At 71.1% G+C, this 24731-nt stretch carries 28 protein-coding genes; 12 read left to right on the top strand and 16 right to left on the bottom strand.

What is annotated here, in order from left to right; all coding sequences use genetic code 11:
- Positions 1–38 precede the first annotated feature (38 nt).
- Positions 39–1553 (top strand): CCA tRNA nucleotidyltransferase, encoded by a 1515-nt coding sequence (locus ACYVAG_RS11305; RefSeq protein WP_460769738.1) that lies wholly within the window; start codon positions 39–41, stop codon positions 1551–1553.
- Positions 1554–1617: 64 nt separating this feature from the next.
- Here the strand turns inward: ACYVAG_RS11305 and ACYVAG_RS11300 are convergent, their stop codons facing one another.
- Entirely contained in the window at positions 1618–2031 is a 414-nt protein-coding gene (locus ACYVAG_RS11300; protein ID WP_460769737.1) for a CBS domain-containing protein, read from the bottom strand.
- Between the two features lie 110 nt (positions 2032–2141).
- Here ACYVAG_RS11300 and ACYVAG_RS11295 point away from each other — a divergent pair, with 110 nt between their 5' ends.
- Positions 2142–2813, top strand: coding sequence for a YbjQ family protein (locus tag ACYVAG_RS11295; protein ID WP_460769736.1), 672 nt, complete (start codon positions 2142–2144; stop codon positions 2811–2813).
- A gap of 66 nt (positions 2814–2879) precedes the next feature.
- Here ACYVAG_RS11295 and ACYVAG_RS11290 read toward each other — a convergent pair whose 3' ends face one another.
- Positions 2880–3425 (bottom strand): dihydrofolate reductase family protein, encoded by a 546-nt coding sequence (locus ACYVAG_RS11290; protein WP_460769734.1) that lies wholly within the window; start codon positions 3423–3425, stop codon positions 2880–2882.
- Between the two features lie 38 nt (positions 3426–3463).
- Here ACYVAG_RS11290 and ACYVAG_RS11285 point away from each other — a divergent pair, with 38 nt between their 5' ends.
- The gene (locus tag ACYVAG_RS11285) at positions 3464–3871 is read left to right on the top strand and encodes a pilus assembly protein CpaE (protein ID WP_460769733.1); all 408 of its coding nucleotides are present in this window, start codon (positions 3464–3466) and stop codon (positions 3869–3871) included.
- Positions 3872–3895: 24 nt separating this feature from the next.
- Here ACYVAG_RS11285 and ACYVAG_RS11280 read toward each other — a convergent pair whose 3' ends face one another.
- The 4 genes from ACYVAG_RS11280 to ACYVAG_RS11265 form a co-directional block, all read right to left on the bottom strand.
- A complete protein-coding gene (locus ACYVAG_RS11280; RefSeq protein ID WP_460769732.1) occupies positions 3896–5257 on the bottom strand; it encodes an MFS transporter in 1362 nt (453 codons plus the stop codon).
- Between the two features lie 290 nt (positions 5258–5547).
- Positions 5548–6420 (bottom strand): 5-oxoprolinase subunit C family protein, encoded by an 873-nt coding sequence (locus tag ACYVAG_RS11275; protein ID WP_460769730.1) that lies wholly within the window; start codon positions 6418–6420, stop codon positions 5548–5550.
- Positions 6417–7064: a 5-oxoprolinase subunit B family protein gene (locus ACYVAG_RS11270; RefSeq protein ID WP_460770032.1), complete on the bottom strand. Its 648-nt coding sequence runs from the start codon at positions 7062–7064 to the stop codon at positions 6417–6419. The genes ACYVAG_RS11275 and ACYVAG_RS11270 overlap by 4 nt, the downstream gene beginning before the upstream one ends.
- Before the next feature lie 2 nt (positions 7065–7066).
- The gene (locus tag ACYVAG_RS11265) at positions 7067–7840 is read right to left on the bottom strand and encodes a LamB/YcsF family protein (protein WP_460769728.1); all 774 of its coding nucleotides are present in this window, start codon (positions 7838–7840) and stop codon (positions 7067–7069) included.
- 83 nt (positions 7841–7923) lie between these two features.
- On the opposite strand from ACYVAG_RS11265, the gene ACYVAG_RS11260 reads away from it, so the two are divergent.
- From ACYVAG_RS11260 to ACYVAG_RS11240, 5 genes are all read left to right on the top strand, one after another.
- On the top strand, positions 7924–8568 hold the full coding sequence (locus ACYVAG_RS11260; RefSeq protein ID WP_460769726.1) for a GntR family transcriptional regulator: 645 nt from the start codon (positions 7924–7926) through the stop codon (positions 8566–8568).
- 103 nt (positions 8569–8671) lie between these two features.
- A complete protein-coding gene (locus ACYVAG_RS11255; RefSeq protein WP_460769724.1) occupies positions 8672–9433 on the top strand; it encodes a DUF969 domain-containing protein in 762 nt (253 codons plus the stop codon).
- Entirely contained in the window at positions 9430–10413 is a 984-nt protein-coding gene (locus ACYVAG_RS11250) for a DUF979 domain-containing protein (protein WP_460769722.1), read from the top strand. Before ACYVAG_RS11255 ends, ACYVAG_RS11250 begins: the two co-directional genes overlap by 4 nt.
- Position 10414: 1 nt before the next feature.
- On the top strand, positions 10415–11458 hold the full coding sequence (locus ACYVAG_RS11245; RefSeq protein ID WP_460769721.1) for a DUF2891 family protein: 1044 nt from the start codon (positions 10415–10417) through the stop codon (positions 11456–11458).
- Positions 11459–11482: 24 nt separating this feature from the next.
- Positions 11483–11869 (top strand): hypothetical protein, encoded by a 387-nt coding sequence (locus ACYVAG_RS11240; RefSeq protein ID WP_460769719.1) that lies wholly within the window; start codon positions 11483–11485, stop codon positions 11867–11869.
- Between the two features lie 12 nt (positions 11870–11881).
- Here the strand turns inward: ACYVAG_RS11240 and ACYVAG_RS11235 are convergent, their stop codons facing one another.
- Positions 11882–12370: a MarR family winged helix-turn-helix transcriptional regulator gene (locus tag ACYVAG_RS11235; RefSeq protein ID WP_460769717.1), complete on the bottom strand. Its 489-nt coding sequence runs from the start codon at positions 12368–12370 to the stop codon at positions 11882–11884.
- A gap of 57 nt (positions 12371–12427) precedes the next feature.
- Here ACYVAG_RS11235 and ACYVAG_RS11230 point away from each other — a divergent pair, with 57 nt between their 5' ends.
- The gene (locus tag ACYVAG_RS11230) at positions 12428–13345 is read left to right on the top strand and encodes an EamA family transporter (protein WP_460769716.1); all 918 of its coding nucleotides are present in this window, start codon (positions 12428–12430) and stop codon (positions 13343–13345) included.
- A gap of 6 nt (positions 13346–13351) precedes the next feature.
- Here ACYVAG_RS11230 and ACYVAG_RS11225 read toward each other — a convergent pair whose 3' ends face one another.
- The 7 genes from ACYVAG_RS11225 to ACYVAG_RS11195 form a co-directional block, all read right to left on the bottom strand.
- Entirely contained in the window at positions 13352–13786 is a 435-nt protein-coding gene (locus tag ACYVAG_RS11225) for a YybH family protein (RefSeq protein ID WP_460769714.1), read from the bottom strand.
- 49 nt (positions 13787–13835) lie between these two features.
- Complete coding sequence (locus ACYVAG_RS11220) at positions 13836–14693, bottom strand: ABC transporter ATP-binding protein (protein WP_460769712.1); 858 nt, start codon at positions 14691–14693, stop codon at positions 13836–13838.
- A 4-nt stretch (positions 14694–14697) separates the two neighbouring features.
- Positions 14698–15591 carry an ABC transporter permease gene (locus tag ACYVAG_RS11215; RefSeq protein ID WP_460769711.1) on the bottom strand — a complete coding sequence of 298 codons (894 nt, stop codon included), beginning with the start codon at positions 15589–15591 and terminating at the stop codon, positions 14698–14700.
- A 428-nt stretch (positions 15592–16019) separates the two neighbouring features.
- Positions 16020–17327, bottom strand: coding sequence for a M15 family metallopeptidase (locus ACYVAG_RS11210; RefSeq protein ID WP_460769709.1), 1308 nt, complete (start codon positions 17325–17327; stop codon positions 16020–16022).
- Positions 17328–17411: 84 nt separating this feature from the next.
- Positions 17412–18131 (bottom strand): ion channel, encoded by a 720-nt coding sequence (locus ACYVAG_RS11205; RefSeq protein ID WP_460769708.1) that lies wholly within the window; start codon positions 18129–18131, stop codon positions 17412–17414.
- Positions 18128–18751 carry a class I SAM-dependent methyltransferase gene (locus ACYVAG_RS11200; protein WP_460769707.1) on the bottom strand — a complete coding sequence of 208 codons (624 nt, stop codon included), beginning with the start codon at positions 18749–18751 and terminating at the stop codon, positions 18128–18130. Before ACYVAG_RS11200 ends, ACYVAG_RS11205 begins: the two co-directional genes overlap by 4 nt.
- Positions 18752–19017: 266 nt before the next feature.
- Entirely contained in the window at positions 19018–19686 is a 669-nt protein-coding gene (locus ACYVAG_RS11195; RefSeq protein WP_460769705.1) for an RNA polymerase sigma factor, read from the bottom strand.
- 266 nt (positions 19687–19952) lie between these two features.
- On the opposite strand from ACYVAG_RS11195, the gene ACYVAG_RS11190 reads away from it, so the two are divergent.
- A complete protein-coding gene (locus ACYVAG_RS11190) occupies positions 19953–20822 on the top strand; it encodes a glycoside hydrolase family 16 protein (protein ID WP_460769704.1) in 870 nt (289 codons plus the stop codon).
- Positions 20823–20872: 50 nt separating this feature from the next.
- On the opposite strand, the gene ACYVAG_RS11185 is transcribed toward ACYVAG_RS11190, so the two are convergent.
- Both ACYVAG_RS11185 and ACYVAG_RS11180 read right to left on the bottom strand, forming a co-directional pair.
- The gene (locus ACYVAG_RS11185; RefSeq protein WP_460769703.1) at positions 20873–21532 is read right to left on the bottom strand and encodes a response regulator; all 660 of its coding nucleotides are present in this window, start codon (positions 21530–21532) and stop codon (positions 20873–20875) included.
- Positions 21529–22803 carry a sensor histidine kinase gene (locus ACYVAG_RS11180; RefSeq protein WP_460769701.1) on the bottom strand — a complete coding sequence of 425 codons (1275 nt, stop codon included), beginning with the start codon at positions 22801–22803 and terminating at the stop codon, positions 21529–21531. Before ACYVAG_RS11180 ends, ACYVAG_RS11185 begins: the two co-directional genes overlap by 4 nt.
- Before the next feature lie 300 nt (positions 22804–23103).
- On the opposite strand from ACYVAG_RS11180, the gene ACYVAG_RS11175 reads away from it, so the two are divergent.
- Together ACYVAG_RS11175 and ACYVAG_RS11170 are read left to right on the top strand one after the other, a co-directional pair.
- Positions 23104–23646 (top strand): DUF4242 domain-containing protein, encoded by a 543-nt coding sequence (locus ACYVAG_RS11175; protein WP_460769699.1) that lies wholly within the window; start codon positions 23104–23106, stop codon positions 23644–23646.
- Complete coding sequence (locus ACYVAG_RS11170) at positions 23643–24713, top strand: hypothetical protein (protein ID WP_460769698.1); 1071 nt, start codon at positions 23643–23645, stop codon at positions 24711–24713. Before ACYVAG_RS11175 ends, ACYVAG_RS11170 begins: the two co-directional genes overlap by 4 nt.
- Positions 24714–24731 lie beyond the last annotated feature (18 nt).

Here is a 24731-nt window from a genome sequence, read left to right as displayed (position 1 = left end):
CAGCGAGTCGAGGAGCGCCCCAACTAGACTTCACCCTCGTGCCCACCCCGTCGAACGCCCTGACCGCCGCCCAGACCAATGCCGTCGCCGAACTGTTGCGCATCGCGCCGGTCGTCGACCGCCTGGGCGAGCTCTTCACCGGCGCCGGCCACGAGCTCTACCTCGTCGGCGGCTCGGTCCGTGACGCGCTCATGGGCCGCCTCGGCCACGACCTCGACTTCACCACGTCGGCGCGCCCCGACGACATCGAACGACTCCTGACGCAGTTCACCCGCGGCGTACGCGGGGCCGCGGTGTGGGACATCGGCAAGGAGTACGGGACGATCGGCGCGAAAGTTCCGGTCGACGGTTCCGAGTCCGGCGACGTCTGGCTCATCGAGATCACCACGTTCCGCTCCGACGTCTACCGCGACGACTCCCGCAAGCCCGAGGTCGCGTACGGCGATGACATCGCGGGCGACCTCGTGCGCCGCGACTTCACCGTGAACGCGATGGCGATCTCGCTTCCGGACCGCCGGTTCGTCGACCCCCACCAGGGCCTGGTCGACCTCGCGGCCGGGGTGCTGCGTACGCCGGCGACCGCCGAGCAGTCGTTCTCCGACGACCCGCTGCGCATGATGCGGGCGGCGCGGTTCACCAGCCAGCTGTCGGACGCGGTGGGCGAGCTGCGGTTCGCGCCGGCGCCCGACGTGGTCGCCGCCATGGTCGCCATGGCCGAGCGCATCGACATCATCTCGGCGGAGCGCGTGCGCGACGAGCTGTCGAAGCTGCTGCTGACCGACCACCCGCGGCCGGGGCTGAACCTGCTCGTGGAGACCGGCATCGCCGCCCGCGTGCTGCCGGAGCTGCCGGCGCTGCGCCTCGAACGCGACGAGCACCACCGCCACAAGGACGTCTATGAGCACTCCCTGACGGTGCTCGAGCAGGCGATCGATCTGGAGCGTACGCGCGGTCACGCGCCCGACCTCGTCTCGCGGCTGGCCGCGCTGCTCCACGACATCGGCAAGCCCGCGACCCGGAAGTTCGAGGCCGGCGGCAAGGTCTCGTTCCATCACCACGACGTGGTGGGGGCGAAGATGACGAAGAAGCGCATGCAGGCGCTGCGGTTCTCCGCCGACGAGACCAAGGCGGTCGCGAAGCTCGTCGAGCTGCACCTGCGGTTCCACGGCTATGGCGACGGGCTGTTCGACCCGGAGCGGTCGTGGACCGACTCGGCGGTGCGGCGCTATGTGCGCGACGCGGGCGACCAGCTCGAGCGGCTCCACATCCTGACGCGCGCCGACTGCACGACCCGCAACCAGCGCAAGGCCAACCGGCTGCGGACCGCGTACGACGACCTCGAGCGCCGCATCGACGTGCTCGCCGAGCAGGAGGAACTCGACGCGATCCGGCCCGACCTGAACGGCGACCAGATCATGGCGATCCTCGGCGTGAAGCCGGGCCGCGAGGTCGGCGAGGCCTACAGGTTCCTGCTGGAACAGCGCATGGAGCACGGCCCGCTGGGCGAGGAGCGCGCGACGGAGGCGCTGAAGGAGTGGTGGGCGGCGCGCTGACCCACGCTCTCCGAGCGAGCGCCAGCGAGTCGAGGAGCTGAGCCCGCCCCAGCGAGACGAGGAGTCAGTCCTCCGAGATCTCCTTCACCACCTCGCCCGTCTCCGCCGCCGCCAGCTCGCGGGCGACGTCGGCCTGCGACACCATGCCGACCAGTTCGCTGCCGTCCATCACGGGCACGCGGCGGATCTGGTGTTCGGCGAGCGTGTCGGCGACCAACTGGGCGTCGTCGTCGGCCTGCACATAGACCAGCCGACGCGACGCGATCGCGCCGATCGTGGTGGTCTTCGGGTCCTTGTCCTCGGCGATGCCGCTGACGACGATGTCGCGATCGGTCAGGATGCCGATGACGCGGTCGGAATCGGTCACGGGCATCGCGCCGACGTCGTGCTGCTTCAGCGCGCGGGCGGCGTCGGCGAGGGTGTCCTCGGCCTTCAGCGTCTCGGCGGGGGAGGTCATGAGGTCGCGTGCGGTCTTCATGGGAGGGCCCTTCGGGTCGGCGTACGCGGGTCTGCTCGAAATGTACGCGCGCCGACCCGTCTCCCTCGGCCGGGGTGGCCCTCGACCCCCGACGCCGGAATACTGTCGCCATGCTGATCGTCACGAGCAACGGCGTGCCCGGCCACCGGGTCGAGGCCGTCCTGGGCACCGTCATCGGAACGTCCATCCGGTCCACCGACCTCGGCGGTGCCCTGCGCGGGCTCGGCGGGGGTGACCGCGACGAGCTCGACCACACGTCCCGGGTGTCGCGTCATGAGGCGCTCGACGCGGTGTGGCGCGAGTGCCAGCGGCGCGGCGCGAACGCGGTCGTGGCGCTCAAGTTCGACACGGCCGAGATCGGCGGCCGCGCGACTGAGGTCTGCGCGTACGGCACCGCGGTCGTCGTGACGCCGCTGGCCGAGGGCGAGCCGGGCGCGACGCCGCAGTCGATCGCGATCGCGGCCCAGCCCGTGAACCCGGAGGGGAACTGGCCGAAGATGGAGGGCGACCGGGGTAGGCCGGCGGAGGGTACGCGGCCGCAGGCCGCCGAGGCTGCGCCGGCGGGACAGGCGTCCCCGGTGGGCCAGCCGTCCCCCGCGCTCCAGGCATCGCCGGCCGTCCCGGCGGCCCCGCGTACGGCACCCGAACGCCGCTCCGACGACCCGCGCTGGCAGCCGACCGCCGACGCGCCGACCACCGATTTCCCGGCGGTGGGGGTGCCGCAGGCGGGTACGCGGGGCAAGGACGGCCAGGGGTCCTGGCTGGACCTGCCGCCGCGCTGACGCGCTGAAGCCACGGACAACGCGTACAGCCCAGGAACCGCGGGGGTTTACCCGACGCAGCGGGGGTTAGCTCCGGGGGCCCTTCACGTCATACGTGGCGCAGATGAAGGACCGGTTGCGCGCCACCTCCACGAGCTCGAGGTCGAACCGCCGCGGGAACAGTGGGCGGCCGGCGCCGAGGGTGACGCCCGCGATCGACACGACGACCTGGTCGAGCAGACCCGCGTCGGCGAACTGTCCCGCGAGGTCACCGCCCCCGACGACCCAGACGTCCTTGCCGCCGGCGGCCCCGACGAGGTCCTGGTGGACAGCGGCGACGTCGCCCTGCGTCCACCGGAGGTCGGCGCCCTCGATGCCGGGAAGGTCGGCGTGCGTGAAGACCCAGCTGGGTTGGGCGTACGGCCACGGCTCCCCAGTCCGCGCGAGGTGCTCGCGCAGCCACGCGTACGTCGTGCGGCCCATGGCGAGCGCGCCCACCCCCGCCATGAACGCGTCGATGCTGTTGGGACCGTCGGCGTCGATGTCCTGGACGAAGAGCCAGTCGAGGGAGTCGTCCTCGTCGGCGAGGAAGCCGTCCAGGGTGGTGGCGGTGTAGAAGATCGTGCGGCTCATGGGGTGCCTCCGTTGGGGCGTTGATGCAGGATGGACCGATGCTGACACTGGACCTCGCCCGCCGCCTCGCCGCCGCAGGCGTGCTGTGGGAGCCACGACCGGGCGACCGGTTCGCGATCGACGTGGAGGCGCTGGCCGACGACATCTATTGGATCAGCGACCTGACGATCGAGCTGCACCACTACGCCGACAAGTCCGTGCTGGGGTTCAACGGCACCACCGAGTGGGCCCTGGATTCGATCGAGCTGGACCAGACGGTGTGGTTGCCGCGGGAGGACCAGCTGCGCGAGCTGCTGGGGGACCGGCTGCGGTCGGTCCACCATGAGCCGGCGGCTGACGAGGGGACGGTCTGGCGCGTGGTCACCAGCGACGGGCAGCAGGAGCGCACGACGCAGGATGACGACCTCGAGTGCGCGTACGCGCGGGCGCTGCTGGACCTCTGCTGAGGATCAGCCCCTGAGGGCGCTCCCTCAGGCCGTCGTCGCCGCCCCTTCACTCGCCGCCTCGCGCCGTGTACCCCTGTTGAAGATCGCCGAGCCGATGCGCCCGCTGCGCCACATGAAGTACGCCGCCACGGCCAGGAACGCCACGCCCATCGCCACGAAGCCCACCATCGAGTGGCCGTCCAGAGGGAACGTCAGCGCCACGATCACTGCGGCCAGCACGAAACACGCGTTGAAGATCATGTCGTAGATCGTGAACACGCGGCCCTTGAAGTCATCGTCGACGTGGGCCTGCACCAGGGTGTCCACGCAGATCTTCAGCGTCTGCGACGCCACGCCCAGCAGGAAGCCCGCCAATACCAGCGTCCACAGCGAGAAGATCGACCCCGGCACGATCTGGAACACGCCCGCGGCCACGAGCACGCCGATCATGGTCCGGCGTACGCCGAAGCGGCCGACCAGCGGCGGCACCAGCGCCGCCGACGCGATGTAGCCCGCGCCCGTCGCGCCCGCCCACAGGGCGAGGTCCTTCATCGCCGCGGCGACGTCATCGACCGGGTGGAACCAGTTGCGGAACAGCAGCATGGTCGCGACCTGCGTCATGCCGACGACCACGCGCTGCAGCGCGATGATCGTCAGGCCGATGCCGGCCGGACGGCGCTCGCGCAGGTGGGCCACGGCGTGCGTGAGCCCCTCGACCACCTCGCCCACCCGCGTACGCCGGGCCTCCTCAGACTTCAGGTCGGGCCCGAGCTGCCAGCGCCCGATGCGCAGGGCAAGCATGACCGTCAGCGCGAACCCCGTGGCCGCGACGCCGAAGACGATCGCGTCGGCCTGGTAGGTCTCCATGAACGGGGCGGCCGCGAAGCGGATCCCGGTGGCGACGCCCGCCCCGACCAGCACGCCAGCCGGGCCGATCGTCGGCATGACCGAGCTCGCGATCAGGTATTCGTCCTCGTCCACCGTGTGGGGCAGCGACGCCGACAGGCCGGCGAGGAGATAGCGGTTCAGGCTCATCGCGACCAGAACGCCGCCGTAGAACAGGAACGTCTTCCACGTGCGGCCCATCTCCGGGTCGAGCACCAGCCACGCCAGCATCACGCAGATGGCCACCCGCACCGCGTCGGTCAGCACCGCGACCTGCCGCCGCGAGAACCGGTCGAGCGTCAGCGACACGAACGGCCCGACGATCGAGAACGGCAGCAGCGTCACCGCCAGCACGAGCGCGATCGACCATGCATCGGGCTGTTTCTGCGGCGAGAAGAAGACGTACGCGGCCATGCCGACCTGCAGGATGCCGTCGGACGCCTGGGTGGCGAGTCGCACCGCGACGAGCTTGCGGAACAGGGGGTGACGCCACAGGTGCCGCAGGCCGCGTATGAACTCCACGGCGTCAGGCTAGTTGCCGCCCCGGCATCACGGCGAAACGTCGGCGTGCCGGAACGGGTCGCCCGCGCGGTCGGCTTGGGCTCCGGGTTACCGTGGGTCACATGACTCACCCCCTGAGCCCGCCCGAGACCGACCAGCCCGAGACCGGCAAACCCACCCGCCAGGAGCGCCCCCTCCCGAGCCGTTCCACCTGACGGTCGCGGGGTCGCTGCTGTTCGGCGCCTTCATGGTTGTCGCCCTGTGGGGAATCGACTATCTGAAGACCCGCTCCTGACCCGAGGCCACGAGGCTCACCCCAGCGCCCGCGTCTCCATCCGGAACCGCACCTTCGTCCCCGGCCGCGCCTGCGCCAGCCGGTCGGCGTCGGTGTCAGCCACGACCGCGATCACCGGATAGCCGCCCGTGGTCGGGTGGTCGGCCAGGAACACCAGCGGCTGCCCGCTCCGCGGCACCTGCACGGCCCCGCGGACGATGCCCTCGCTGGCCAGTTCCCCCTCGCGCGCGCGTTCCAGCGCCTCGCCGGCCAGGCGTACGCCGACCCGGTCGCCCTCGGCCGTGACCTCCCAGACCCCGCGCGCGAACGCCGCACGCGACTCGGCGGTGAACCAGTCGTCGCGCGGCCCCCAGATCGCGCGCAGCAGCAGGTCGCGGTGGGGGTGGGTCACCTCGGTCGACGCGTCGCCGCCCGGGATCAGCTCCTCGGGGCGCGCGCCCACCGGCAGCACGTCGCCGACGGCGACCCTCGGGGGCCCCACACCCGTGGTGGGGTCGGTCGAGCGTGAGCCCAGGACGGGCTCGACGTCGATGCCGCCGCGCACCGCGAGATAGGTACGCAGCCCGTGCTCCGGCGCGCCGAGGATCAGCACCTCGCCCGTGTGCAGCCGCCACGGCGCCAGGAACGCCCGCGGGCGCCCGTCGACCTTCGCCGGAACGGGTGCCCCGGCCAGCGCGACGGTCACGTCCGCGGTCGCGCGTACGCGGAGCCCGCCCATCAGGACCTCCAGCGTGGCCAGCGATTCCGGGTTGCCGACCAGGCGGTTCGCGAGCCGGTGGGCGCGGCGGTCCAGGGCGCCCGAGGTCGAGATGCCGAGCGGGCCATAGCCGGGTCGGCCGAGGTCCTCCACGAGCACCAGCGGGCCCATGGCCTCCACGACGAGGCTCATCGTCCGGCCCCCGAAGCCCCAACGGCAGAACCCACGTCCACGAACCTGATCCGCGCCCCCGGCGTCAGCACCGCCGGCGGCGTGCGCGTCACGTCCCACAGCACGATGTCGGTCGTCCCGATCAGTTGCCAGCCGCCGGGCGAGGCCTGCGGATAGAGCCCGGTGAAGTCGCCCGCCAGCGCGACCGAGCCCGGCGGGATCCGCGTACGCGGGCTGTCGCGCCGCGGCACCGTCAGCCCGCCGGTCTCGCCGCTCAGATAGCCGAACCCCGGCATGAAGCCGGCGAACTCGACGGTCCACAGCTGTCCGGTGTGGCGCTCGACGACGCCCTCGGGCGTCAGCCCCACCAGCTCGGCGACGTGGGCCAGGTCCTCGCCGTCGTAGGTCACGGGGATCTCCACGACCTCGGCGTCCGGCCCCGCATCGGCGGTCACCGCGCCCAGGTCCAGCGCCCGCAGCGCCGCGGCCGCGCCCGCCACCCGCTCCGGCAGGTCGAGCCGCACCAGCACCGTCACTGCCGCCGGCACGTGCTCGACCATCCCCGGCAGCGGGTCGCGCCGCAGCGCCGCGTCGAGCAGTCGCCGCTCGGCCGCATCGGCCAGCTCGACCATGATCGCCCGGTCGCCGCAGGGGCGCAGGCTGATGGTCACGTGAACGCCTCGACGCGCACGCCGGCGTCGGTCAGGGCCGCGCGTACGCGGGTCGCCATCGCCACCGCGCCCGGGGAGTCGCCGTGGACGCACACCGAGTCGGCCTCGATCTCGACGCGCGTGCCGTCGATCGCGGCCAGCGAGCCCGTGGTGACGAGCTCGACCATGCGCGCCGCGACCGCGTCGGGGTCGTGCAGCACGGCCCCCTCGAGCCGGCGCGAGACCAGCGTCCCGTCCGCGTTGTACGCCCGGTCGCAGAACGCCTCGCGCACCGCGCGTACGCCCGCCTGCTCCGCGAGGCCCAGGGCGACCGAGCCCGGCAATCCCAACAGGGCAAGGGGATGATCGAGCCGCTCGTTGACGTCCGCCACCGCCCGCACCACGGCCTCGGCCTGGGCCTCGTGGTGGACGATCGCGTTGTAGAGCGCCCCGTGGGGCTTCACATAGCCCACGCGGGTGCCGACCGTCCGAGCGACGCCGTCGATGGCGGCGAGCTGATAGAGCACGTCGGCGTACAGCTGGCGCGGGTCGACGTCGATGAACGAGCGCCCGAAGCCCGCCAGGTCGCGATAGGCGACGTGCGCGCCCACGCGTACGCCGCGCTCGGCCGCCAGCCGGCACGTGCGCAGCAGCACCGAGGGGTCGCCCGCGTGGAATCCGCACGCGACGTTGGCCGAGCTGACGACCGACAGCAGGGCGTCGTCGTCGCCCATCGACCACTGGCCGAACGACTCGCCCATGTCGGCGTTGAGATCAATCGTGCGCGTCATTGTCGCAGGATTGTTGAACGATCAGGCGGTGTCAAGACCTGACCGGTCCGCGGACGGGGAAATGCGCGTGTCACCATGACCCCATGGAACATGCGGCGTCGGCGGCCACCACCGTCGCGGATGAGATTCGCCAGGAGGTCCTGGCCGGCAACCTCCCCCCGGGGGCCCGGCTCGACGAGGTCAGCCTGGGCGCCGCCCACGGCGTCAGCCGCAACACGCTGCGCGAGGCGTTCCGCCTCCTGGCCCACGACCGGCTGGTCGAGCACCGGCCCCATCGCGGGGTGTTCGTCCGCACCATCGACGAGGCCGAGGCCCACGAGATCTATGCCGTCCGCCGCATGGTCGAGGTCGGCGCGCTCCGCGAGCTCGCGGCGCATGCGGGAATTCCTACGCCTGTGGAGATCGCCCGCATCGAGGACGCGGTCGGCGCGGCCGAGCGCGCCCGCGACGCCGGCGACTGGGCCACGGTCGGCACGATGAACGGCTCCTTCCACCTCGCCCTCACCGCCCTGGCCGGCAACCGCGTCGTCGACCGCCTGATGTCGATCCTCGTCACCGAGATCCGGCTGTTCTTCCTCACCGCGGGCACGCCCGACGAGGTCCATGACCGCTATCTGGACGAGAACCGCCGCATTCTGGAACTCGTCCGCGCCGGCGACCTGCCCCGCGCTGCCGTGGCCCTGGAGACCTATCTGCTCGACGCCGAGAGGCACCTCGTCGGCCCATGACGCGCCTCGGAAAACACGAGACCCCTTGCCGACCTTGTTCAACAATGTCTAGTGTGCGCGCAGCGGGCGCCATCGGGGCGCCCCCCGTTCAGGGAGACCGCCCATGTGGGTCCTGCTCGCCGTGGCCGTCGTGGTCGTCGGCTTCGCACTCAGAATCAACTCGATGCTGGTCGTCGCGCTCGCCGGCATCACCGCCGGCCTGATCGCTGGCATCAACCCCATCAAGATCGTCGAGGCGTTCGGCACCGGCTTCGCCGGGTCGCGCTCGGTGACCGTGTTCATCGTCGTCCTGCCGGTCATCGGAATGATCGAGCGCTTCGGCCTCATGCAGCAGGCCCGCCGCCTCATCGGCAAGCTCAAGTCGATGACGGCCGGCAAGCTGCTCACCGTCTATCTCCTCATCCGCCAGCTCACCGCCGCCGTCGGTCTGACCGCCATCGGCGGGCCGGCACAGGCGGTGCGCCCGCTCGTCGCCCCCATGGCCGAGGCCTCGGCGGAGCGTACGCACGGCAAGCTGACCGACAAGATGCGCGAGAAGGTCCGTTCGTACGCCAGCTCGGCCGACACCATCGGCCTGTTCTTCGGCGAGGACATCTTCATGGCCATCGGCTCGATCCTGCTGATCACGGGCTTCGTCGACGCGACCTACGGGCTGAAGCTCGAGGCGCTCGAGATCGCCCTGTGGGCCATCCCCACCGCCATCTGCGCCTTCATCATCCACGGCTTCCGCCTGATGATGCTCGACAAGAACCTGAAGAAGCTGGCGCTCGCGGGCGGTGCCTCGACCGGCGCCGGACTCTCGACGACCGAACCCCATGACGCGTCGGGCGTCGCCACCGGTGAGCCCAAGGAGGACAAGCGATGATCAAGGTCGAATGGTTCTATTGGCTCTGCGCCCTGTTCTTCCTCGTGATCTCGGTGATCCGTCTGCGTGACACCACCGACCGCAAGCGCATCGGCTCGGCCGCGTTCTGGGCGATCCTCGCGTTCACCTTCGTCTATGGCACTTTCGTGGTGAAGAAGACCGGCTCGCCGCTGATCGAGGGCATCGCCGTCCTCGCGCTCGCCGCACTCGCCGGTCTCGGCTTCCCCGGCAAGGGCAAGGACCGCACCACCGATGAGGAGTTCCGCGAGGCCGGCGCCCAGCGCTACGGCAACAAGCTGCTCATCCCCGCCCTGCTGATCCCGGGGGTTGCTGCGGTCTTCGCCCTGATGGGCATGTTCAACGTCAAGGCCGGCTCGCAGCTCTTCCTCGAGAAGGGCATGGCGACCATCATCGGCCTCGGCATCGCCGCCGTCGTGGCGCTCGTCGCCGCCATGGTGCTGTTCCGCGAGAAGAACGTCATGGTGCCGTTCACCGAGGGCGACCGCCTGCTCGGCCACATCGGCTGGGCGGCGATCCTGCCGCAGTTCCTCGCCACGCTGGGCCTGCTGTTCAACCAGGCCGGCGTCGGCAAGGCCGTCGGGACGATCACCAAGCAGATCCTGCCGAACGGCTCGCTGTTCGCGGCGGTGCTCGTCTATTGCGTCGGCATGGCCGTGTTCACCATCATCATGGGCAACGCCTTCGCGGCCTTCCCGGTGATGACGGCGGCGGTCGGCTGGCCGGTGCTGGTGCAGATGTTCGGCGGCAACCCGGCCTCGATCTTCGCGATCGGCATGCTCGCAGGGTTCTGCGGCACGCTCTGCACCCCGATGGCGGCGAACTTCAACCTCGTCCCGGCGGCGCTGCTGGAGCTCAAGGACCAGTACGGCCCGATCAAGGCCCAGCTGCCCTCGGCCGCGCTGATCTTCGTCTGCAACGTCCTCCTCATGTATTTCCTCTGCTTCCCGAAGGTGTCCTGACATGACAGATCACGATTCCCCGTTGGCTGAGCGAGCCGAAGCCAGCTGGAAGGACGCGTACGCCCAGCCCTGGGCCGAGACCGTCGTCCGCGTGCTCACGACGCCGTTCCCCTGGGCGTCGACGCACGTGTCGCTGGACGCGGACGACTGCGACGTGACGCCGTGGAAGCTCCACCCGAGCTTCCACGCGTCACTCGACTGGCACTCGTCGTGCCACATGCAGTGGTCGGGAATCACCTTGCTGGACAGGGCTTCCGACCACATCGACGAGGCCACGCGTACGGCCATCACCGCCCAGCTCGACGAGCGGCTCACGGTGGCGAACGCGCAGGTGGAGGCCGACTACCTGCGGCGCCACCCGCGGTTCGAGCGGCCCTACGGCTGGGGCTGGGCGGCCATGCTGGCCGTCGCCGCGCGCGACTCGGCGCAGCCGAACGCCGCCCAGTGGGCCGAGGCGACGGCGATCATCGCCGACGCCGTGGCCGACAACCTCGTGGCGTGGATGCCGAAGCTGGTCTATCCGGTCCGCACCGGCCAGCACGACAACACCGCGTTCGGCGTGGCCCTGTGCCGCGACGCGTTCGGCGCGCTGGGGCGTACGGACGTGGTCGAGGCGATCGACGAGAACGCCCGACGCTGGTTCCTCGCCGACCGCGACTATCCGGTGAGCTATGAGCCGAGCGGCAACGACTTCCTGTCGGCGGCGCTCTCGGAGGCCGACCTCATGAGGCGCGTGCTGCCGCGCGACGAGTTCGACCCGTGGCTGACGGCTTTCCTGCCCCGGTTGGCGTTCGAGGGCGACATCCTGCTCGACGTGCCCGAGGTCATCGACCGCACCGACGGCAAGCTCGTGCACCTGTTCGGGCTCGTCCTGGCCCGGGCGGCGCAGCTCCGGGCGCTCGCGCCCCACTGCGGGCGGGAGCAGGCCGACCGGATCGCGGAGCGTACGCCGGGCATGATCGCGGAGGTCGAGCGGGAGATCATCGAGGGCGACTTCATGTCGACGCACTGGCTGGTGTCGTTCGCGCTGCTTGCTGTCTTGTAGAGGGACCGGTGTGAAGATGGCTTCATGGATCGTCGCGAACGTGCCATGGACCACGCCGCCGCTCTCGAGCGCGCCCGTGCGGCCGAAGCCGCACGGGCGCAGGAGTTGATCGACGCGTTCGTGGCGCGGGCCGAGCGCGAGGACATCGCGCCGGTCCCGCTGCGGGCGACGCTGCCGGGCGGCCACCGCGTACGCACCGACCGCTCCGGCTGGTATCTCCGCCGCAACGAGCTCCTCGCCATCGGCACCGACGGGGGCTATTACAACCTGTCGGTGCCGGGCGGCCTGCGCGAGCGGCTGGCCGGCGTACGCCTGGTCGCGGCCCCGCCGCCCATGGTCATCGGCCGGGGCGGGCGCGACGGGGAGTCGGGCGACCTCGCGGAGTTCCTCGACCGGATCACGGGCGCCTGAGCGGCCGCAGACTCACTCCTCCAGGCTGACCAGCCACCGCCGCAGGATCGCCGCCAACGCTTCGCGGTCGTCCGCCGACAGCCCCGCCAGCAGCCGCTCCTCGTTCGCCACGTGGCGCGCCACGAGGTCGTCGATCAGCCGCAGGCCCGCGTCGGTCAGCGAGATCTCGCGGCCGCGCCCGTCGGTGGCGCACGTCTCGCGGCCCACCAGCCCGGCCGAGACGAGCCGGTCGATGCGCTTGGTGACCGCGCCCGAGGTGACCATCATCTGGGCGCCCAGCTCGGTCGGCGTGGCGCGATGGGGCGGCCCCATGCGCCGCAGCGTCGCCAGCACGTCGAACTCCCCGTTGCCCAGGCCCGCGTCCGCGAACACCGGCCGCAGCTCGCGTTCGAGCAGGTCGCCGAGGCGATGCACGCGGCCGATCAGGCCCATCGGCGAGGTGTCGAGGTCGGGGCGCTCGCGGGCCCACTGCGCCAGCAGGCGATCGACGGCGTCCTCCATGGGGGTCAGCGTACCCGAGACTTGCCTTTAGCTTCCAAGGAAGACAAACTATCTTCCATGGAAACCAAAAGTCTCCGGGGTTCGCTGGCCGTCACCGTCCTGCTCACCCTCCTCGCGCCGATCGCGTGGGGGAGCACCTATGTGGTCGCCCAGACCCTGCTGCCGCCCGGCCGGCCCCTGTTCGGCGCGGTCCTGCGCGCGGTTCCGGTGGGCCTGGTCTTCCTGCTGTTCGTACGCCGTCTCCCGCCGCGCGGCTGGTGGGGTCGCGTGCTGATCCTGTCGGCGCTGAACATCGGCGCCTTCTTCCCGCTGATCTATCTCTCGGCCTATCGCCTCCCGAGCGGCCTCGCCTCCACCATCGCGGCCAGCTCGCCGCTCGTGGTCACGTTCCTCGCCGCCGCCCTCCTGTCGGAGCGCGTCCGGGCGCGCGGTGTGGTCGGCGCCCTCGTTGGGCTCGTCGGCGTCGGGCTGCTCGTGTTGCGCGGCGCGGTCCACCCGGACCCGATCGGGCTCGCGGCGTCGGCGGGAGCCATGCTGATGTCGGCGGTCGGATTCGTGCTCGTGAAGCGCTGGCAGCCGCCGGCCGGCCTGTTCACGCTCACGACGTGGCAGCTGCTGTTCGGCGGCCTGATGATCGTCCCCGTCGCACTTGCGGTCGAGGGCGCGCCGCCGGCGCTGACGGCGACCAACCTGGCGGGGTACGCGTACCTCGCCGTCTTCGGCACCGCCATCGCCTACCTGGCGTGGTTCAACGGCCTGCGCCACCTGCGCGCGGCGACGGTGTCGGTGCTCGGGCTGGTCAACCCGGTGGTCGGCACGCTGCTGGGCGTGGTCGTCGTCGGCGAGCCCTTCGGGCTCACCCAGGCGGCCGGCGTCGCGCTGGTGCTGGCGGGCGTCCTGTTCGCGACGCTGCCGACACTGGGCTGGAGGCGTACGCGGGCGCGCGCGGCGCAGTGCGAGCCGCGGACGACGTAGGGCGACTCAGTCCGTCGGCCGGAAGTCCGGCGTACCGTCCTCCATCTTCAGCGGCACCGACGTGTGTTCCTGCGCGATCAGCCAGCCGTCGCCCTCGCGGCGCAACACCCACGTGAGCCGGTTCCAGAGGCTCTCGTCCTTGCCCTCGGTGCTGACGCCCGTGAACAGGACGTCCATCGAGAGGCCGGCGACGTCGCTGCCCTCGGTCACCATGACGTTCTCGGTCCGGGTGCCCTTCGACGCGGTCATGGTGCCGAACCACTGACGGACGTGGTCGGCCCACGCGTCGCGGCCGTCGACCTGCCAGAAGAACGAGTCGAGCAGGCGGAGGTCGTCCGCATACAGCGCGACCAGCGCGTCGGCGTCCAGGGCGTCGATCGCGGCTGCGTACGCGGTCACGACGTCGTGCGGGGTGCTGGGCGTGTGTGGTGTCTGTGTCATGACTCCACCCTGCGCCCAGGACGCGTACGCCGGCTTCTCCGATCGTGCGCTACATCTCCTCGGAGCGGAGATCCTCGCCGTTGCCCTTGATGTGGAGGAACTCGAGGTAGGCCTCGCACACCTCGTCGGGGTGGCCGCGCATCATCAGCTTCCCGTGGTCGAGCCAGATGCAGTCGTTGCAGAGCTCCTTCACCGACGACAGCCCGTGGGAGACGAAGAACATCGCGCGCGACTTCTCCCGCAGCTCCTCGAGCTTCGCCGCCGCCCGCTCGCGGAATCCCGCGTCGCCGGTGGACAGGGCCTCGTCGACCATCAGGATGTCGGGGTCCATGTGGACGCCCACCGAGAACCCGACGCGGGCGTTCTGGCCCGACGAATACGTACGCATGGGCCGGTCGATGAACGAGTCGGTGTCGCCCTCGGCCCAGCGGCCGATCTGCTCGGTGCGGTCGCGTACCTGCTGTTTGGTGAAGCCCGCCGCCAGCCCGCCCAGCATGATGTTCTCGCGGCCCGTCAGCGCGCTGTTGAACCCGACGCCGAGCGCGAGCATCGTCGAGGCCTTTCCCCAGGTCTCCACGTGTCCGGAGGTGGGCGGCAGGATGCCGGCCAGCGCGCGCAGCAGCGTCGACTTGCCGGCCCCGTTGGCGCCGATGACGCCCATGGTGGTGCCGAGCTTCACGTCGAACGACACGTCCTTGAGCGCCTCGACGGTGTGGACCTGGCGCGTGCCGCGGCCGAACCGGATCACCGTCTGCTTCAGCGTCGGCTTCTTCTCGAACGTCGTCTTGTAGGTGATCGACAGGTTCTGCACCCGCACCGCCAGGTCGGTGTGGTCGGGCTCGAGGGTGAAGCCGTCGCGCGTGGTGCGGGTGCGGCCCGCGTACGGCTCGGGGGTGAGCGGGTTCATCGGCTCAGAAGATGCGGACAGCGAACTCACGCTCCCTCGACATGAAGAACAGCGACCCGAGCACGAACGTGCCGACGGCCCAGGCGGTCGCGATCCCGAACGTGGCCAGCGACGGGAAGACGCCCTCGATGAGCAGCGACGAATAGCCGCCCAACAGCGAGTACGCGGGGTTCACCTGCGCCGCCGTGTGCAGCCAGCCCGTGTCCTTGACCTGCGGGACGGTCCAGAGGATCGGCGACAGGTAGGTCCAGATGCGCACGAAGAACGGCAGGAAGTTGTTGGTGTCGCGGAAATAGACCTGCATCGTCGCGAAGAACGCCGCCAGCCCGGCGCCGAACAGGACCATCAACACCAAGAAGTACGCGGCCGCCAGCATCTTGGGCGACCAGGCGAGGGTCGGGGTGAAGATCAGGATCACCAGGGTGACGAGCACGGTCGGCAGGAACCGCATGAAGGCCGTGTGGACCGCCCCGAGCGGGATGAGCAGGCGGGGGAACGCGGTGTTGAGGATCAGCTTGCCGGCCGTCGTCACCGAGGTGGCTCCCGCGTTGGCGCAGGTCGTGATGAGGGTGAAGGCGAACAGGTTCGTGGTGAGGTGGGCGAAATATTTCGGGTTCTCCACCGTGCGACCCGACAGGATCGCCACGAGGAGGAAATAGACGCCGGCCATCAGCAGTGGGTTGAGCACCAGCCACAGCTGGCCGAAGAACGTGTCCGAGCTCGTCGCCCGCATGTTCGACTTCGACAGCTCGACCGCGAACTCGCGGCGCTGCCACAGCTCGGTGAAGTATTTCCGCAGCGGCGGCAGCCCGTTGTGATGGGGCCCGAAGTGGTAGTAGACGGCGGGCCGGTCGGCCGCATCGTCGGCCTCGGGGGCCTGCGTCGGGGTCGAGCTCACGTCACCGTCCTGGGCCGCGGGTGGTCGGGCGGCGGGCCGGGCGGCCCGCAGATCGCCTGCCAGTCTGCCACGGTGTCGGGCGCGAGCCCTGCAGAAAGCCCGGCGGGTGGCGGTTTGTCAGTCGCCGTCGGCGGCGGAGAAGGGGCGGAGGCGGGGGGTGGGGCGTCCGACACCGTAGGCCTCCGGTGCCGGACGCAGTCCCCCCAGGGTGCAGGGCGCCCCCGCCCTGCACCGTGGAATCGCCTGAGCGATGGGTTCGACACTAGGGCAGTTCGTTGACCGATCAAGACTTCTGGGGACCGGAAGGATCCGGTGAATGGCGGTCAGGATTGATCGGAGACGCGAACTGACCGGGCGGGTGGCGGAGTTGAACCGTGTAGTCACGGCTCAACTCCGCCACCCACCCGGTCAGTGGGCCCTTCGCTGTGTCAGCTGCGGCGGCGGAACAGCAGGGCGCTGCCCAGGGCGAGTCCGGCGAGGCCGCCAAGCGCGGGGAAGGTCAGGTCGTCGTCCGCCCCGGTGTTCGCCAGACCCCCCTCGGTCGCGGGGTCTGCCGCGTGGGGATCGGCGGCGTGGTCATGCTCGTCGTGGCCCGGGGTGGTGTCGCCGGCGGGACCGGCCGGGACCTCGGGAGCGGGATCGACGGGAGGATCGACCGGCGCGGGTGCCTCGGTCGTCGGCGCCGGGTCGACGGGCGCGGGGTCGGCGGGCACCTCGGTGGTGGGCGCCGGGTCGACGGGCACGGGGGCCTCCGTGGTGGGGGCCGGGATCGTGGGCTGCGTGGTCTCGACCGGCGTGCCGGGGGGACGCGTGGGCTCGGGGGTGACCGTCGGCTTTGGCGGCTCGACCGTGGACGGCTTCGTCGGCGCCGGCTTGGTGGTCGCGGGCTTGGTGGTGGCCGGCTTGGTGGTCGCGGGCTTGGTGGTGGCCGGCTTGGTGGTCGCGGGCTTGGTGGTGGCCGGCTTGGTGGTCGCGGGCTTGGTGGTGGCCGGCTTGGTGGTCGCGGGCTTCGTGGTCGCCGGCTTGGTGGTGGCCGGCTTCGTGGTCGCCGGCTTCGTCGTCGCGGGCTTGGTGGTGGCCGGCTTCGGGGTCGCGGGCTTGGTGGTCGCCGGCTTCGTCGTCGTCGGCGGCTTAGTCGGCTCAGGCTTGCCGATCTTCTTCGCCGAGGCGACGTAGGTGTCGATCTTGCCGCGCGGCGCGACATATTCGAAGTGCATGGTGTCGGGCCGCGACTTGTAGTGACCGCCCCAATAGAAACCGTGCTCCATCCACAGCTTCACCACCGCCGGGGGGATGTCGCTCTTGAACGATGACGACATCGGGTTGTCGTTCCAGTTCATGTCGACCGCACGGCCGTACGAGTGGTTCGAGATCGACGTCGTGGACCCCCGCACGAACCGGCAGTTGTAGCCGCCCGTCGACTCCTTCTTCAGCTGATAGCCGTACTTCTCCTCGGTGATCCGGAAGAGCTCCTTGACCAGCGGGGCCAGGTCCTCGCGTACGGTCGCCTTCACGCCGTCATGGTTCACCGTGGCGAGCTTCACGTTGCACTTCACCTGGCCGCCGACGATCCGCACCTCGGCGGCGTCGTTGAACCCCTGCGGGTGGGTCACGTACTGGTGGACCGGCTTCGGGTACGCCGACTTCGGCGCGGCGACGGCCGACCCGGCGGCGCCGCCCACGACGCCGATCGCGGTGGCGCCGGCGAGGACGATGAACTTCGAGCGGAGCTTCATGGCGGGACCTTCCGAGTGGCTGATGCCACGACGCTAGGTCGATCCGGGAGCGCGAGGCCACTCGTCAGGGGCGGAGACTTCCACCTAGCGCCGGTGCTCCTCCATGAACTGCGCCAACTGGGTTCGGAGCTCGCGTACCTCGTCGTGCAGCGCCGTGACCTTCTGGCGCGTCACGCGCTCGCGTTCCTCGTCGTCCTCGTCGTCGGTCTCGTCGACGAGCCACGACGCGAGGGACGCGGTGATCGCGCCGAACAGCGCCATACCGGTGATCATGAGGAAGACGGCGACGAGGCGGCCGGGCCAGGTGACCGTACGCAGTTCCCCGACCCCGATCAGCGTCGTGAGAGCCCACCACAGCGACTCGGGGAACGTGGTGATCGTGGCGTCAGGAGCGCCGCGCTCGAGGTCGAGCGCCGCCAGCGCGCCGATGTAGCAGATGATCGCGGCCGTCGCGATCGCCGTGATCAGGAACCGCCCGCGCAGCGCTCGTCCCGCGGCTCGCTGAAAGACCGTCACGAGGCTGATCAGCCGCAGCAGCTGCAGCGGCCGCAGCGCCGGGAGCAGCACGAACGCCAGCTCGTGGAGGTGGCGCAGGAACCAGCGCAGGCGGTGGGGGGCCAGCTTCAGGTTCACGACGTAGTCGACGGCGAACACCAGCCACGTCAGGCCCAGCACCGCCATCGTCGCCGTCCGCGCCGGGCCGGTCAGGTGGGCGACGACCTGGAGGGTGTACGCCACCACGAACGCCACGGCCGCCCCGAGGAGCGGCCACTGCGTACGCTCCCGCCACTGCTGCTGGGTCATGCGCGGCCGAGCACCGTGACCAGGAAGTCGGAGTCGGCGTCGAACGGGCGGAGGTCCCACGTGCTGAGGCCGAGCTGCACCTCGAGGCCCGCGTGGGCGCAGTCGTCGAGGTAGTCCTGGAACTCATAGCCGCGGCCGCGGCCGAAGCCGACGACCAGACGGCCAGCCGCGCGGTCCCCCTCGGCCGCCCTGAGGTGGAGCCCCAGGCGGCGCAGCACCTCGCGCCGCGTGTCGGGGTGGAGGAACGTCATCACGTTGCCGGCGCAGACGATCGCGTCGAACCCCTCGGTGATGCCCTGGGCGGGGAGGTCGAGGGCCGACAGGTCGCCGGCGAACCAGCGCGCGGTGGGGTGGCCGGCGCGCGCGACCTCGATGAGCTTGGGGTCGAGGTCGACGCCGACGACGCGGTGGCCCTGGGCGGCGAGGTGGCCGCCGAGGCGGCCCGACCCGCACCCGGCGTCGAGCACGTGGGCACCGCGGCCGACCATGGCGTCGACGAAACGGGCCTCGCCGACGATGTCCTCACCGGCGGCCGCCAGGTCGCGCCAGCGCTGGGCATACCGCTCCGAATGGTCGGGGTCGCGCTCGATCATGTCCTGCCACTGGCTGCGGTTGCTCACCGGAGGATTCTACGGCCAGATCTCGGATGCGGGGTGGTGCGGTGACCCGCGCGGACTGAGCGCCCCTTCCCCACGTTGACTGAGCGACGAAGGAGTCGAAGTCACCCACGTTGAGTGAGCGACGAAGGAGTCGAAGTCACCCACGTTGACTGAGCGACGAAGGAGTCGAAGTCACCCACGTTGACTGAGCGACGAAGGAGTCGAAGTCACCCACGTTGACTGAGCGACGAAGGAGTCGAAGTCACTCAGCCAGCGTGGCGCCTCGCTCACGCCACTTCCAGCAGTTCCAGCCGGTGGGCCGCGAGCCGGCGTACGGACACCGAGCAGCGCTTGCGGATCGCCTGGGCCGACGTGCGGTGCCGCTCGGCGGCAGCGATCCCGCTGAGCCCTTCGGCATAGACGCTCGCCAACACCGCGTGGGTGTCGGCGTCGATCAGGCCCAACTCCTCGGCCGCCCGGAGCACCCGCCGGGCGCGCAGGTCGTCGTGGTCGGCCGGCTCGACCGCGGGGGCGTCGTCGACCGCCTCGACCGCGACGGTGCGCGGGTCGCGCTCGGCCTTCACGGCCTTCAGGGTGTCCAGAGCCAGGTTGGCGGCGATGCGCTCGGGGCGCCGCTCCAGCGGATAGGCCCGGATCACGAGCCAGAGCTGGGCCGCGTACTCCTCCGCCGTCGCCCCCGCGTCGCGCGACGCCATCGCGACGACCTTGCCGAGCATGGCCTGCAGCACGACGCGGCCCGCGTACGCGCCCCCCTGCCGGTCCTCGGCCAGCAGCGCCCCGAGGGCGGCGTCGGGATCGCGGCGGATGGCCTCGAGCACGTCGTCGAGGCTGCGGCAGCCCGCGAGGGCACGGTGGGCGAGTGCCCAGCGGGCGACGGTGGCGTGGGCCGCGAGGTCGAGCTGGGACCACTCGCGGTTCAGGGCGGTGACGGACATGGGTTCCTCCGGGTTGGGCTGACGTGCGCGGGGCCGTTTGATTCGGTGTGTTCAGCCAACCCCGCGCCCGTTGCGCCAGGTGTTGTCCGAGCCGCGCGCGGTGTTGTCCGGAGACGGGGAGGTGGTGGCCCGCGAACGCCGCCGGCGGACCGACCTGACCAGAATCTGAAATGACCCCTTGTCAGGACCCCGGGCACGCGTTTAGCGTTAAACCCACGCCGGCGGACTCACCCCGGGACCCCGGTTCCCCGATGCAAGGAGGCATCATGACCACGCTGCCCACGAAGAAGGCGCTGTCGAAGACCCTCGGCGCGGCCGCCGCGACCCTGGCCCTGGGCGCGACGCTGCTCGCCCCGACCGCCCCCGCGAACGCGGCCAAGCCCCACGATCCCGGCGCCGACCCCGGCCCGAAGTCCGCCGCCAAGCGGAACAACTGGGGCACCCCGCTGCCCGAGTCCGACGAGTTCAACTACGTGGGCACGCCCGACCGCACCAAGTGGATGGTCTACGGGCAGAACGGTTCCGAGGGGGGCGCCGGCTCCGAGTGTTGGCCCGGCCACAACAAGAACGGCCGACGCTGCGTCAAGAACAACCACGTCAACGGCGAATACCTGCGCCAGACCGGCGAGGAGAGCGGCGACTCGGCCGGCGTACGGTCGAAGCTGGCCCAGAAGTACGGTCGCTGGGAGGTCCGCGCCCGCGTCAACGCCGCGAAGGGCGCGACCGGCCACGCCTACCACCCCGTCCTCATCACCTGGCCCCACAACGACAAGTTGCCGTCGGGCGCCGAATATGACCTCTTCGAGGTCAACGTCGGCAACACCTGCGCGAGCGCGTTCCTGCACTACCCGAACCACCAGCCGAAGCGCCAGGAGGAGGCGCGCCTCTGCCCGATGGACCTGTCGAAGTGGCACAACTACGGCTTCGAGTGGAGCCCCGAGGGCCTGACCGGCTACATCGACGGCGTCGAGTGGTTCCACTACGACCAGGACGGCGTGCAGAACGCGCCCACCCCAATGGCCCAGACCATCCAGCTGGACAACTTCTTCGGCAAGGGCGGCATGCAGGAGGCGTACTTCGACGTCGACTGGTCCCGCGTGTACGCCATCCCGGGCGTCTCGCAGCCGAAGGTCTGACACCTGGAACGACTGCAGGGAACTGAAGCAGGGAGGGGATCGCGGGGCGCTCAGCGTCCCGCGATCCCCGTCTCATACGCGAACAGCACCAGGCTGACCCGGTCGCGGGCCTGCAGCTTCGACAGCAGGCGCCCGATGTGGGTCTTCACCGTCCCCTCGGCCATATAGAGGCGCTGGCCGATCTCGGTGTTCGTCGCGCCGACGGCGATCTCCTTCAACACCTCGAGTTCGCGCTCGGTGAGCACCTCCAGCCGCGGGTCGGGGCCCTCGTCGGCCGGGTTGGTCGGCAGCGTCGGCACGACGTGGTCCAGCAGTCGTCGCGTCGCCGACGGGGCGACCACCGCGTCGCCGCGGGCCACGTCGCGGATCGCGGTCAGCAGCTCCTCGGGCTTCGCGTCCTTCAGCATGAACCCTGACGCGCCGGCCTTCAGCGCGGCGAACACATATTCGTCGAGGTCGAACGTCGTCAGCACCAGCACGCGCGTGCCGAGCCCGGCCTCGACCAGGCGGCGGGTCGCCTCGACGCCGTCCATCACCGGCATGCGGATGTCCATCAGCACCACGTCGACGGGCTTCGCCAGCAGCGCCTTGACGCCCGCGGCGCCGTCGGAGGCCTCGCCCACGACCTCCATGTCGTCCTCTGACTCGATGAGCATGCGGAAGCCGCTGCGTACGAGCGACTGGTCGTCCACGAGGAACACCCTGATCATGGAAAGGTCCTTTCGGGGGTGGTGCCGGGTTTCGGCAGCCGCGGGTGGCTGCCGGTCGGGTGGAGTGGGAGGGTCGCGCGTACGCCGAAGCCGCCGCCGCGTCGGGGGCCGGTCTCGAGCACGCCGCCCATGGCGGCGACCCGTTCGGCCATGCCCTTGAGGCCGTTGCCGCGGCCGTCGAACGTGTCGGGTACGCTGACGCCGTCGTCGGTCACGGCCACGCGTACCTCGTCGTGGTCATAGTCGAGCGTCACGTCCGCGGTCGCCAGCGGACCCGCGTGCTTGAGCACGTTGGTGATGGCCTCCTGGACGATGCGATAGACCGTAAGCTGCACGGCCTGGCTGCCGGAGGTGGGGGAGCCGTGCACGGTCAGGCGTACGCGGTCGCCCGTCCGCGCGACCATCTCGGGGATGTCGGCGAACGAGGGCGTGGGGGCGTACGCGGTGTCGTCGCGGTCGGAGCGCAGGACGCCGACGATGCGGCGCATCTCCTCGAGCGACTCGCGGCCGGTCTCGGCGATCGTCGCGAGGGCCTCCTGGGCGCGCTCGGGCTTCTTGACCGCCAGCGCGCGGGCACCCTCGGCCTGCACGACCATGACCGACAGGGAGTGGGCGACGATGTCGTGGAGCTCGCGGGCGATCTCCTGGCGCACGTTGACCTCGACCATGCGGGCGGCCTGCTCGCGTTCGGCGAGCTCGATGCGGTGGCGCTCGGCCTCGGCGCGGCGCTCCTTGATCTTGGTGATCTCGGCCTCGCGAAGGCGGCGGCCGACGACGTAGGGGGTCACGACCATGCCGAGGCAGACGAGCATGGCGAGGACGATCGAGTTGAACTCCCAGCCCAGGCCGCCGCGGGCCCAGCTGAGGGGTCCGGCGACCGAGGCGACGATGCCGACGACGACCGCGGCGCGGGACGGGCGCGCGTCGACGAAGCGGGCGACCGAGAAGACGACCAACGGGACGACGCCCAGGCACGGCTGGGGCGAGTCGGACCACGCGACGTGGAGCATGCCGCCGAAGGTGACGATGGCGAGCATCGCCATGGGATAGCGCCGGCGCAGCGCCAGCGGCACGACCATGAAGACCGTCACGATGACGCGGAGCAGGTTGTTCTGCTGGTAGACGAGGTTGGTCATCGCGAGCGTCGTCACGAGTGCCAGGGCGGCGAGGATCAGGTCGCCGCGCCAGCCGATGCCCTCGCTGGTCACGTCGGGGCGGCCGGGGCGCGGCGGCGCGGCCCGGCGTACGGCGGTGGCATGGGGGTCGGACATCACGACCACCCTAGGGCGCGGACGTGCCGAGGCCCATAGGCCGAGGGTCTGCAGCGCGGGGACCGGAGTCTGACGTTCGCTGAGCGAGCGCGCGTTTCATGTTGGCTGAGCGAGTGCCAGCGAGTCGAAGCCACTCACGCGCGTTGGCTGAGCGAGCGCGCGTTTCACGTTGGCTGAGCGAGCGCCAGCGAGTCGAAGCCCCCATCCCATCCCCCGGACCCCAATTTGGGTGCCATTGCATACCCCTATAACCTCATTGAGGAAACGTATTTACCACCCGCTCAGTCGCTAGGAGTCCCCATGACCTCGCTGTTCCTCGTCGAGATCGTCCCCGCCGAGACCACCCCCGAGGGCGTCCGCGCCACCATCGACGCCGTCGCCGCCCAGGCCCCCGCCACCGGTGCCGAGCTCATCGAGTCTCAGGTCACTGCCGACCACGGCCGCGTCTTCGCCATCGTCGAGGCCGCCGACGCCGCCGCGCTCGCCGACCTCGACCCCGCCGGCACCGTGGCCTCCGAGCCCGCACAGGTCCGCCTCGTCGGCGCCGACCTCGCCGACATCAAGGCCAAGCGCCCCGAGGCGACCCACCTCGTCGAGTGGGACATCCCGGCCCACATCGACATGGACACCTACCTGGCGCGCAAGAAGGAGAAGTCGCCGCTGTATGCGAACGTCCCGGAGGTCGACTTCCTGCGCACCTACGTCCGCGAGGACATGCAGAAGTGCCTCTGCTTCTATGACGGCCCCGACACCGACGCCGTCGTCCGCGCCCGCGACGCCGTGAGCACGCCGATCGACCGCCTCCACGTGCTCGGCTCCATCGACGACCTCGTCGCGCGATGACCACGACGGCCACCGCCCTGCCGCTGGAGGCCGCGCACGTCCTGCGTACGGTCGCGGCGGCCGCCGACGACGTCGACGCGAACCGTACGCCGGCCTCGTCCCACCTCGCGTCGCTCGCCGAGGCCGGCCTGCTCGACGTCGGCATCGACGAGTTGCTCGATGGCGACGCCTCCGACGTGCGTCCGGCCGCCGAGGTCATCGCCGCCCTGGCGGAGGAGTGCATGCCGACCGCGTTTGGCCTCTGGGCCCACCGCATGGCGACCGACTATGTCGCCCGCGGCACCCGCTCCGAGCGCGGCGAGCAGCTCCTCGCCGACCTCCGCGCGGGCCGCGCCGTCGGCGTGACGGCGATGGCCTCGGGCCTGAAGGCGCTGGCCGGCGTCGGCGAGCTCGGCACGACCGCGCGCCGGGTCGACGGCGGCTGGGAGATCGACGGCTTCATCCCGTGGGCGTCGAACCTCGTGGACGACGCGGTGCTGGTCGTCCCGGCGCGCGCGGAGACCGGCGAGACGATCGTCGCGTGGGTCCCGCTGGCGTCGCCGGGTCTCGAGCACCGCCACCTCACCGGGCTGCTCGCGCTCGACGCCACGGCGTCGGGCACGCTGAAGTTCGCCGGGGTACGCGTGGCCGACGACCAGATCCTGTCCACCGACCTGACGGGGTTCGCGCGGGCCTTCCGCCCGACGTTCCTCGTGCTGCAGACCGCGTTCTGCGCCGGCCTGATCCGGCGCTCGCTCGCCGAGGCCGAGGCGGCGCTCGACCGCGGCGACAACGCCGTGTTCGGCGGCGAGGTCGCGGCCCTGCGTACCGAGGTCGACGCCTTCCTCGCCACCTGGCAGCGGCTGGCGGCCGACACCGCGAGCGCGGGCGTACGCGAGCTCCTGCAGCTCCGCCTCGACGCCAGCGGCCTGGCGGGACGGGCGACGCGACTGGAGGCGACGCTGGCGGGTGGCCGCGGCTACCAGGTGCGCAACGGCGCGTCGCGCCGCTTCCGCGAGGCGGCGTTCCTGCCGGTGCAGTCCCCGTCGGAGGGGCAGCTGCGCTGGGAGTTGGCACAGCTGTCATGACGGCTCAGGTCTCCCGTT

This window comes from Mariniluteicoccus flavus, from assembly GCF_054776655.1.
The sequence above is the reverse complement of the archived record's forward strand: the minus strand, read 5'-3'. Positions and strand labels throughout refer to the sequence as shown.